Genomic DNA, 8,224 nt, shown 5'->3' with positions numbered 1-8,224 from the left:
GTGGTGCCGGGGTCAGACGGCGGCGGGGGCGGAGACGGCGCGGGCGGCCTCGGCGGCCTCTGCGGCCGCGTCGAGGGCGCGCAGCTCATCGGCGAGGATCCGGCCGATCTCGGCCAGGGCCGCGGGCTTCATCAGGTCGTTGTGGCTGCGCTCCAGGTGGTGCGCGGTGATCTCGCCGGCCACGTACGGGCGCCAGGTCTCCGGCGTCGGGGAGATGTCGACCTTGTCGAGCGAGGCGACCAGGACGGTGACGTCGCCGCCGTACCGGCTCGGCACGAACTCGTGGACGAGGTCGCGCCCGTTGGCGTACACCCGGCCGATCGCCTCGATGTGGTGCGGCTCCAGGCTCGCGAGGGAGCTGCCGAGCTTGCGCAGGATCTCGATGACCTTGGCGTGCTTGAGGGGCTTCTTGCCGAGGTAGCGGCGGTCGTAGCCGACCCAGCGCAGCAGGTCCGCGAGGATCTCCTGCTCGCCGAGCTCCGCGAGGGTCTGCCCCGGGTAGGTGTCGAGGATCGCGAGCAGCCCCACCTGTTCGCCGGCCCGCTCCAGGCGGGATGCGATGACGTGCGCGGCGATGCCGCCCGAGGAGTAGCCGAGCAGGTGGTACGGGCCGTGCGGCTGGACCTCGCGGATCTGCTCGATGTAGTCGTCGGCCATCTCCTCGAAGGAGGCGGGGAGTTGGCCGGGGTCGCCGTCGAGGCCGCGGGCCTGGAGGGCGTAGACGGGGGTGCCCTGGCCGAGGTGCTTGATGATCCCGGCGTAGCACCAGCCGAGGCCGCCCGCCGGGTGCACGCAGAACACGGCGGGCCGCTCCCCGTGCGGGCGCAGCGGGAGCAGGACGTCGAGCGGGTCCTCCTCGCGGTCGCCGTCGGCGATGCGGGCGTCCAGGAGCGCCGGGGTGGGCGCCTCGAAGACGGCGCGGATGGTGAGTTCGGTGCCGAAGGTCGCGCGGACCCGGTTGACGAGGCGGGTGGCGAGCAGGGAGTGGCCGCCGAGGTCGAAGAAGTTGTCGTCCATGCCGGTCCTGGGCAGCCCGAGGACCTCCGCGAAGAGTCCGCAGACGATCTCCTCGCGCGGGTTGCCGGGCGCCCGGCCGGAGGTGGCGGCGGCCAGGTCGGGGGCGGGCAGCGCCTTCCGGTCGAGCTTGCCGTTCGGGGTGACCGGCAGTCCGGGCAGGCTGACGAACGCCGCCGGGACCATGTGCTCGGGCAGCTGTCCGGCCAGCTCCCGGCGGAGCTCGTCGGTGCGCGGCCCGGCACCCTCGGCGGGCACCAGGTAGGCGACGAGCCGCTTGTCCCCGGGGCTGTCCTCGCGCACCACCACCGCGGCGTGCGCGATCTCGGGGTGCCGGGTCAACGCGGCCTCGATCTCGCCGAGTTCGATGCGGAAGCCGCGGATCTTCACCTGGTCGTCGGTGCGGCCCAGATAGACGAGGGCGCCGTCGTCGGTCCAGCGCGCCAGGTCGCCGGTGCGGTACATGCGGGCGCCGGGCGGACCGAACGGGTCGGCGACGAAGCGTTCCGCGGTCAGGCCCGGGCGGCCCAGGTAGCCGCGGGCCAGCTGGGTGCCCGCGAGGTACAGCTCGCCCGCGGCGCCGGGTCCGGCGGGGCGCAGGGCGGCGTCGAGGACATAGGTGCGGGTGTTCCACACGGGCCGGCCGATCGGCACCGGCCCGGTGGCGGGCCCGCACTCCCAGCTGGTGACGTCGACGGCGGCCTCCGTGGGCCCGTACAGGTTGTAGAGGCCGACGCGGGGCAGCACCTGGAGGAACTGGTTCTGCAGCTCCTCGGGGAGCGCCTCGCCGCTGCAGATGACGCGGCGCAGCACGGTGCAGCCGGCGGCCCCCGGCTCCTGCACGAAGACCTGGAGCATGGACGGCACGAAGTGCGCGGTGGTGACGCGCTCCTCGCGGATCAGGGCGGCCAGGTACTGCGGGTCCTTGTGGCCCTCGGGCCGGGCCATGACCAGCGTCGCGCCGCTGATCAGCGGCAGGAAGAACTCCCAGACGGAGACGTCGAACCCGGACGGGGTCTTCTGCAGGATCCGGTCATCGGCGCCGATGCCGTAGCGCTCGCCCATCCACAACAGCCGGTTGGCGATGGCCCGGTGGGAGACCTGGACTCCCTTGGGGCGGCCGGTGGATCCGGAGGTGTAGATGACGTACGCGGGGTGGTCGCCGTGCGGCGCGGGCGCGGCGAGCGGGGTCGCGGGCTGCGCGGCCAGCAGGTCGGCGGTGTCGTCGATGTCGAGGACCAGCAGCGGGGCGGCCAGGCCGGTGGGCAGCCGCACGGCGGTCTCTGCGGTGGTGAGCAGCAGCGCGGGGCGGGCGTCGGCCAGCAGGTACTGGATGCGCTCGGCCGGGTAGTCGGGGTCGACCGGCAGATAGGCGGCGCCCGTCTTCAGGACCGCGAGGAGGCCGGTGACGAGCTCCACGGAGCGCGGCACGGCGAGCGCGACGCGGCTTTCGGGGCCGACGCCCTGGGAGCGCAGCAGGTGCGCCAACCGGTCGGCGCGCTCGTGCAGTTCGCGGTAGCTGAGGGAGGTGCCCTCGAAGCGCAGGGCCGTCGCGTCGGGGGTGCGCGCGGCCTGCCGGTGCAGGAGCTCGGTGAGGCCGGTGTCGGGGACGGCGTGCGCGGTCGCGTTGTGGCCGTGGATCACCAGGTCGCGCTCGGCCTCGGCGGCGACGTCGATGCGGCCGACGGGGGTCCGCGGGTCGGCGGCGGCCAGCTGGTGCAGGAAGCCGATGAAGCGGCGCTGGTGCCCGGCGATCTCCGCGCCCGAGTACAGGGCCGGGTTGGCGTCGAAGTCGACGTGCAGGCCGCGGCCGTCGGAGCGCTCGTACACGATCAGGGAGAGGTCGTCGGAGGGGCCGATGGAGAGGTTGTTGACGACGGCGGGCAGCTCGCCGAAGGAGAGCCCGTAGTCGAACATCATGATGTTGATCTCGGGTCCGGTCAGGCGCCCGCCGCCGCCGAGGAGATTGCGGTCGCGGACCAGGTCCTCGTACCGGTAGTGCTGGTGCTTCATGGCGGCGCGCAGCTCCGCCGAGACCTGCTCGAGGACGGCGGCCAGGGTCATGTCCTGGGTGACGCGGACCCGCAGCGGCACGACGTTGGAGACCATGCCGGGCACCGAGCGGGCCGTCTTCCCCAGGCGGCAGGAGACGGGGACGCCGAGCACCACCTCGTCCGCGCCGGTGGAGCGCTGGAGGTAGAGGGCGGCGGCGGTCATCATCGCGGCAGGCCAGGTCACCCCGACCTCGCGGGCGGTGTCGCGCAGCGCCTCCAGGCTCGCGGGGCGCAGGAACTCGGTGCGCCGGACCAGGCCGTGGGCCATGACGGGCTTCCGGTCGCTGAGGCCGACGGGCTCGGGGCAGTCGGCGAGGCGCTGCTGCCAGAACTCCCGGTCGGCGGCGAAGCGTTCGGACTCCCGGTACAGGGTGTCGGCGGTGACGAGCTCCGCGACCTGCCCGAAGCCGCTCGGTGCGGGCTCCTGTCCGGCGGCGAGCGCGGTGTAGAGCTCGGCGGCGCGGCGGGCGAGCAACGCGACCGCGAAGCCGTCCACGGTCACGTGGTGGTAGCGGTAGAACCAGAAGTGGCGGTCGCGGGCCACCCGCAGCAGCGCGAAGCGGAACAGCGGGTCGGTGCGCGGGTCGACGGGCTCGGCGAGGACCCGGCGCATCCACGCCTCGGCGGCCGCCTCGGGCGCGGTCTCGGCCCGCAGGTCCACCTGCTCCAGGGTCCACTCGGGGTCGGGGTCCGCGATCTGCCACAGCCCCTCGTCGTCCTCGACGACGCGCATCCGCAGCGCCTCGGCCTCGCCGACGAGCCGGTGCAGCGCCCGGTCGAGGACGTCGGCGTCCAACGGGCCCTGGATGTCCAGGTATTCGGCCGCGTTGTAAATCGGGTTCTCCGGGTCAAGCTGCTGGGCGAACCAGATTCCGGCCTGGGCCGCGGTCAGCGATATCCGAGACGCACCGTCTGCACCGAGCATGATTCTCATCCACCCCTAGCGGTCAACCTGAAATTCCGGGGAACGAATTCCACCCTGTCATCCGCCGGAATTCTCCGACAACGCCGACTGCATCAACCTGCCAACGCGGCGGCGGGCCCCGGCAACGCAGAACGGGCGTTGCAGATAACTGCCAACGCCCGTCCCGCTCCGCCGTCCGTGTCCCGGTCAGGCCCCCGCGGCCTGGACCAGGCTGGTTGGCCGCATGTCCGTCCAGTGCTCGCCGATGTAGTCGAGGCACTCCTGGCGGGGGGCCGCGCCGTGCAGCGTGGTCCAGCCGGCCGGGACCTCGGCGAACGCGGGCCACAGGGAGTACTGGCCCTCGTCGTTGATGAGGACGTAGTAGACCGCGCCATTGTCCTCGAAGGGGTTGGTCGCCATGATTCTCTTCCTTTCTCGGAGGGTTACCTTTCCCGGGGGGTTACTTCGCGCTCTTCTCGCGCACCGCCTCCACGAATCCGGGAAGGCGGTCGATACCCCAGTACTTGTCGAATCCGACGATGAAGAAGGGGACGCCGAATACGCCGTCCCGGTGCAGCGAGTTCAGTATCTTGAGCCCCTTCTCCCGAATGCCGGGGTCGGCGTGCGCGCCGGCCACGGCGTCCGGGTCGATGCCGACCTCCGCGCCGATCTTCGCCATGGTGGACGGCTCGGAGATGTCCTCGCCGTGCTCCCAGCGGGCCCGGTAGGTCGCGCGGATGAACTCCGGCCCCGCGCCCAGCTGCTGCGCCGCGAGGTAGGCCAGGTGCGGGACCTCCCAGCGCGGCGCCGGGTCCACCGGCCAGACCATCTCCAGGCCGCGGGCCCGCACGAGGCGGCGGACGTCCTGGAGGATGTAGAGGTGCTTCTCCTTGGACATCGGGACGTACGGCAGCTTGATGTTGCTGCGGTCCAGCTCGTCCAGGGCCGCGTCGTCCGGCTCCCAGAACGGCAGCCAGTCGATGTGTGCCGCCACGTCCGGGTACCGGTCGACCAGGTCGCGGTACGCCATCCAGGAGTAGGGACTGCGGAAGGAGAAGTACCAGCGCGGCCCGCGTCGTGCCATCACCGCCTCCAACGGTCAGTGGTGCGAGGGAAGTTGAACGGATGGGCACAGAGGGTGGCCGGGCTCAGATCGTGATGCCGCCGTCGATCTGCAGCACCGCGCCCGTGATGTACGCGGCCCGGTCCGAGACCAGGTACGCGACGAGGTCCGCGACCTCCTCGGCGGTGCCCATTCGGCGCAGCGGGATGGCGGACAGGGCCTCCTTGCGGGCCTTGTCGTTCATCTCGGCGACCATGTCGGTCTCGATGAAGCCGGGCGCGACGGCGTTGACCCGGATGCCCGCGCGCCCGGTCTCCTTGGCGAGGGCCCGGGTGAATCCGATGATCCCGGCCTTGGAGGCGGAGTAGTTGGTCTGGGTGCCGTGGCCGTAGACCCCGGCGACCGAGGAGATGTTCACGACGGCCCCGGCGCGGCGCTTCATCATGCCGAAGACCACGGCCCGGCAGACGTGGTAGACGCCGTCCAGGTTGGTGTCGATGACCTGCCGCCACTGCTCGTCCTCCATGAGGACCAGCGGGTTGTCGCGGGTGATCCCGGCGGCGGTGACGGCCGCCCCGACCGGCCCGAGCAGATCCTCGGTGGCCTCGGTCCAGGCCCGTACGGCGGTGGCGTCCGCGACGTCGACGCGGGTGCCGACCACCTGGACGCCGAACTCCTCGCCGGCCTTCTCCAGGCTGCGCGCCGCCGCGTCGTCCGAGCGGTAGCAGAAGGCCACGTCGAATCCGTCGCGGGCGAGCGCGCGGACCGTGGCCCGGCCGATGCCGCGCGATCCTCCGGTGACCAGGGCCACCTGGTTCGTGCTGTCTCCCATGATCTCTCCTCAGGGGCGCGGGGCCGAGTCCGGCCGCAGCGCCGAAGCGGGGCGGAAGGCCATGACGATGCGGCCCACGGTCATCACCGGCTCACCGGCCGAGCGGCTGTCGCCCTCGAACAGCAGCGTGTCGTCGACCTTGCGGTCCAGGCGCACCCGGTGTTCGAGGACCTCACCGGGCAGGACCGGGCGGTGGAACTCGACGCCCGTCATGGCGCCGAAGAGCATCACCTGGCCGTCGAGGACATCCGGGTTGGGGTCGTCCCAGGTGGCGAGGACCCCGGCGGACTGGCACCAGGACTCCACCAGCAGGGAGTCGGGATACGCGAAGTCCTCGCCCGGGGTGTCCGAGCCGAGCTTCTCGTACCAGGGCTCGTTGCAGGTCACCGCCTTGAGCGCGATGAGGCGCTCGCCGGGGACGACGTCCACGACCCGGTCCACGAGCAGCATCGGGAAGCGGTGCGGAAGGCGGGCCCTGATCTCACGCTGGCCGATCACGCGGACTCCCCTTCCGTGGCGGCGCCGTAGCGCAGCCGCACGGTGGCGGCCGGGCCGCGAGCGGTGCTGAGCTTCGCCCGGCACTGCCACTGGCCGGTCGGGATCCGCTTCCACGCCATCGCGATGTCGACCTGGTCGCCGGGGAAGACGGGCCCGGTGAACCGGGTCGACTCCACCGCGGCGAGTCCGGCGCCCTTGGCGCCCCCGGGCACGGTGGCCAGCGCGCCCTGGTGGGCGCACTCGACCAGACAGACCCCCGGGAAGATCGGGAACCCCGGGTAGTGGCCGGGCAGCACGGTCTCGTCCGCGTCGACGGTGAAGCGGGCCGCGGTGCTCAACTCGCTCTCCGCGGGCAGCACTTCGACCGGTGCGCGCAGCGGGCTCGCGGCCGGCATCAGGCGGCCCGTGGCGCGTCGACCTTGCCGCGCAGCAGCTCGTAGGCGCTCTGCAGGGTGACGATCTGCTTGAGCTCCGACTCGGGCAGCTTGATGCCGTACTTCTTCTCCAGGACGACGACGACCTCCAGGGCCATCAGCGAGTCGACCTCCAGGTCGTCGACGAACTTCGCGTCGTCGGTCACCTCGTCGACGTCGACGTCGAGCACCTGGGCCACGAGGGTGCGGAGATCTTCCTTGTCCAGCATGGGAGTTGTCCTTCCGAGAGGTGAGGCGGTCAGTGGAGTGCGAGCACGGCGCAGCCGGCCGTACCCGTGCGGTCGACCGAGGTGATGACCCCGATCCGGCCCGCGGCCCGCGCGGGCTCGCCCTCCGCGTAGGAGAGGAGGGCCGCCGTCTGGAAGGCCGCCGCGGCGGCCCCCGTGTCGCCGATCAGGCCGGTCGGGGTCAGGTCGACGGGGTCGGTGGCGCCGAACACCTCGCGCACGGCGGCGAGTTCGCCCTCGCCCTCCGGTCCGGGCGCCCCGGAGCGGGCGACCGCCGCCACCCGGTCCGGCTCCACCTCAGCGCGCCGCAGCGCCGAGCGGAGGCAGGACACCAGCGTGGGGCCCGGGTCGCCGTCGAGGACGACGCCCAGCTCCACGGCGAGGACCTCCGCGAGCACGGGCTGTCCGGGGTCGTCGGGGTCGTGCGGTTCGACGAGGAGCATGGCGCAGCCCTCGCCGAGCGGCGGTACGGTGCCGGTCGCCGGCCCCGAGTGGTGCTCCAGCCAGGACCGCGCCTGCGAGAACTCCTCGGCCGCCCCGCACAGCACGGTCCGAGCCCGGCCCGAACCCAGCAGCCTGCGCGCGTAGTTGAGGGCGTGCAGCCCGGCCGTGCGGCCCCCGGCGATGGTCGCGTTGGGGCCCTTCAGCTGGTACCAGATGGCGCTCTGTCCGGCCGCACAGTTCATCACCGTGTTGGGGAAGCGCGCCGGGTCGACGAAGAAGGGCTGTTCGCCGGTGAGCGAGTCCCGGGTGAAGTCCATCATCGACTGGGCGCTGCCCGTGGTGGTGCCGAGCGCGAACGCCGCGCCCTCGCCGGTGCCGACCGCGCGGTTGCGCGCGGAGTCGTCGAGCAGCGAGCCGACGGCGGCGACGGCGAGCCCGGTCACCCGGTCCATGGAGCGGGTGCCCTTCTTGCCGAGCACCTCGCGGACGCCGAAGCCGGGCACGACACCGCCGACGCCGCGGGCGCCGCCGGGGGTCGTGCCGTGCTCGGGGCCGAGTCCGGTGACGGCGCCGCGCCGCTCGCGCAGGCCCTCGGTGAAAGCGGACCTGCCCATGCCGTACGGCGACACGGCCGACCATGCGGTGATCACCGGGTGTCCGGTGCCCGTGGTGAGGGTGGTCATGACCGTCACGTATTCCTTCCGTTGTGGGAGCCGTTGAAGAGACAGCCGCCGTGGAGCGGGCCGTTGAAGAG

Annotated in this window: 8 protein-coding genes; all 8 read right to left on the bottom strand. The window is 72.6% G+C overall.

Going from position 1 to position 8,224, the window contains the following annotated elements; all coding sequences use genetic code 11:
• Positions 1–12: 12 nt before the first annotated feature.
• The 8 genes from ACFWYM_RS41235 to ACFWYM_RS41200 all read right to left on the bottom strand — a co-directional run bounded on the left by ACFWYM_RS41235 (position 13) and on the right by ACFWYM_RS41200 (position 8,153).
• Positions 13–3,993, bottom strand: a complete 3,981-nt coding sequence (locus tag ACFWYM_RS41235; RefSeq protein ID WP_384849644.1) for an amino acid adenylation domain-containing protein — start codon at positions 3,991–3,993, stop codon at positions 13–15.
• Positions 3,994–4,179: 186 nt separating this feature from the next.
• Positions 4,180–4,392, bottom strand: coding sequence for an MbtH family protein (locus ACFWYM_RS41230; RefSeq protein WP_384849641.1), 213 nt, complete (start codon positions 4,390–4,392; stop codon positions 4,180–4,182).
• 40 nt (positions 4,393–4,432) lie between these two features.
• Positions 4,433–5,056: a 2-hydroxychromene-2-carboxylate isomerase gene (locus ACFWYM_RS41225; RefSeq protein WP_384849638.1), complete on the bottom strand. Its 624-nt coding sequence runs from the start codon at positions 5,054–5,056 to the stop codon at positions 4,433–4,435.
• A 64-nt stretch (positions 5,057–5,120) separates the two neighbouring features.
• Entirely contained in the window at positions 5,121–5,867 is a 747-nt protein-coding gene (gene fabG, locus ACFWYM_RS41220; protein WP_384849635.1) for a 3-oxoacyl-[acyl-carrier-protein] reductase, read from the bottom strand.
• A gap of 9 nt (positions 5,868–5,876) precedes the next feature.
• Positions 5,877–6,365, bottom strand: coding sequence for a 3-hydroxyacyl-ACP dehydratase FabZ family protein (locus ACFWYM_RS41215; protein ID WP_384849632.1), 489 nt, complete (start codon positions 6,363–6,365; stop codon positions 5,877–5,879).
• Complete coding sequence (locus ACFWYM_RS41210) at positions 6,362–6,760, bottom strand: 3-hydroxyacyl-ACP dehydratase FabZ family protein (RefSeq protein ID WP_384849629.1); 399 nt, start codon at positions 6,758–6,760, stop codon at positions 6,362–6,364. The genes ACFWYM_RS41215 and ACFWYM_RS41210 overlap by 4 nt, the downstream gene beginning before the upstream one ends.
• Positions 6,760–7,008, bottom strand: coding sequence for an acyl carrier protein (locus ACFWYM_RS41205; protein WP_384849626.1), 249 nt, complete (start codon positions 7,006–7,008; stop codon positions 6,760–6,762). Before ACFWYM_RS41205 ends, ACFWYM_RS41210 begins: the two co-directional genes overlap by 1 nt.
• A gap of 29 nt (positions 7,009–7,037) precedes the next feature.
• Complete coding sequence (locus ACFWYM_RS41200; RefSeq protein ID WP_384849623.1) at positions 7,038–8,153, bottom strand: beta-ketoacyl synthase N-terminal-like domain-containing protein; 1,116 nt, start codon at positions 8,151–8,153, stop codon at positions 7,038–7,040.
• Between the last annotated feature and the right edge of the window lie 71 nt (positions 8,154–8,224).

The organism is Streptomyces sp. NPDC059009, from assembly GCF_042740175.1.
Taxonomy (GTDB): domain Bacteria; phylum Actinomycetota; class Actinomycetes; order Streptomycetales; family Streptomycetaceae; genus Streptomyces.
This window is presented reverse-complemented; position numbering and strand designations above follow the sequence as displayed.

What these genes read in the sequence shown, in the direction of transcription:
- ACFWYM_RS41235 (WP_384849644.1), bottom strand. Translation starts at nt 3,993, where the DNA reads ATGCTCGGTGCAGACGGTGCGTCTCGGATATCGCTGACCGCGGCCCAG.
- fabG (WP_384849635.1), bottom strand. Translation starts at nt 5,867, where the DNA reads ATGGGAGACAGCACGAACCAGGTGGCCCTGGTCACCGGAGGATCGCGC.
- ACFWYM_RS41200 (WP_384849623.1), bottom strand. Translation starts at nt 8,153, where the DNA reads ATGACCACCCTCACCACGGGCACCGGACACCCGGTGATCACCGCATGG.
- ACFWYM_RS41230 (WP_384849641.1), bottom strand. Translation starts at nt 4,392, where the DNA reads ATGGCGACCAACCCCTTCGAGGACAATGGCGCGGTCTACTACGTCCTC.
- ACFWYM_RS41210 (WP_384849629.1), bottom strand. Translation starts at nt 6,760, where the DNA reads ATGCCGGCCGCGAGCCCGCTGCGCGCACCGGTCGAAGTGCTGCCCGCG.
- ACFWYM_RS41225 (WP_384849638.1), bottom strand. Translation starts at nt 5,056, where the DNA reads ATGGCACGACGCGGGCCGCGCTGGTACTTCTCCTTCCGCAGTCCCTAC.
- ACFWYM_RS41205 (WP_384849626.1), bottom strand. Translation starts at nt 7,008, where the DNA reads ATGCTGGACAAGGAAGATCTCCGCACCCTCGTGGCCCAGGTGCTCGAC.